Source organism: Tolypothrix sp. VBCCA 56010 (genome assembly GCF_050875635.1).
Taxonomy (GTDB): Bacteria; Cyanobacteriota; Cyanobacteriia; order Cyanobacteriales; family Nostocaceae; genus Hassallia.
Window position 1 is genome coordinate 1 of the sequence record NZ_JBPAOH010000452.1, and the last position, 398, is coordinate 398.

The following is a 398-nucleotide window of genomic DNA, read 5'->3' on the forward strand; positions in this document are numbered from 1 at the left end:
GCACTTTAGTTTCACCTTTAAGCATTGACATGATGATGGCTAAAAACTTTTTACGCTTAAAGTTTAGTCCGCCTCCGATTTCCGAAACCCATTCATTTACTGCCAATCCTCTTCCCAGACAGAATGCCTCCATTGCAGTAACTTGATTTTTTAGATCAGGCTTTTGTGCGTTTGACGATACTCGACAATAAACTACGACTTTTCTGTTAGCCTCTAAGGGCTTTAACCCTTTGGCAATCAATAAATCATCTTCGGTGTAATAACGATGATCGGAAAGTGTTCTCTTGGCTGGCAGCCTGCCTGACACATCCCAGCGTTGAAGCGTTTTGACTGAGACTCCAATCTTTTTTGCAAATTCGTTTGGCTTATACATATATCACTCATAGACCAGCTATGAC

At 41.2% G+C, this 398-nt stretch carries 1 protein-coding gene; it reads right to left on the minus strand.

Annotated features, from left to right (window positions below; genetic code table 11):
- A partial coding sequence (locus tag AABK37_RS41955; protein ID WP_432557266.1) for an IS607 family transposase occupies positions 1 to 373 on the minus strand: 373 nt, incomplete at its 3' end.
- Positions 374 to 398 lie beyond the last annotated feature (25 nt).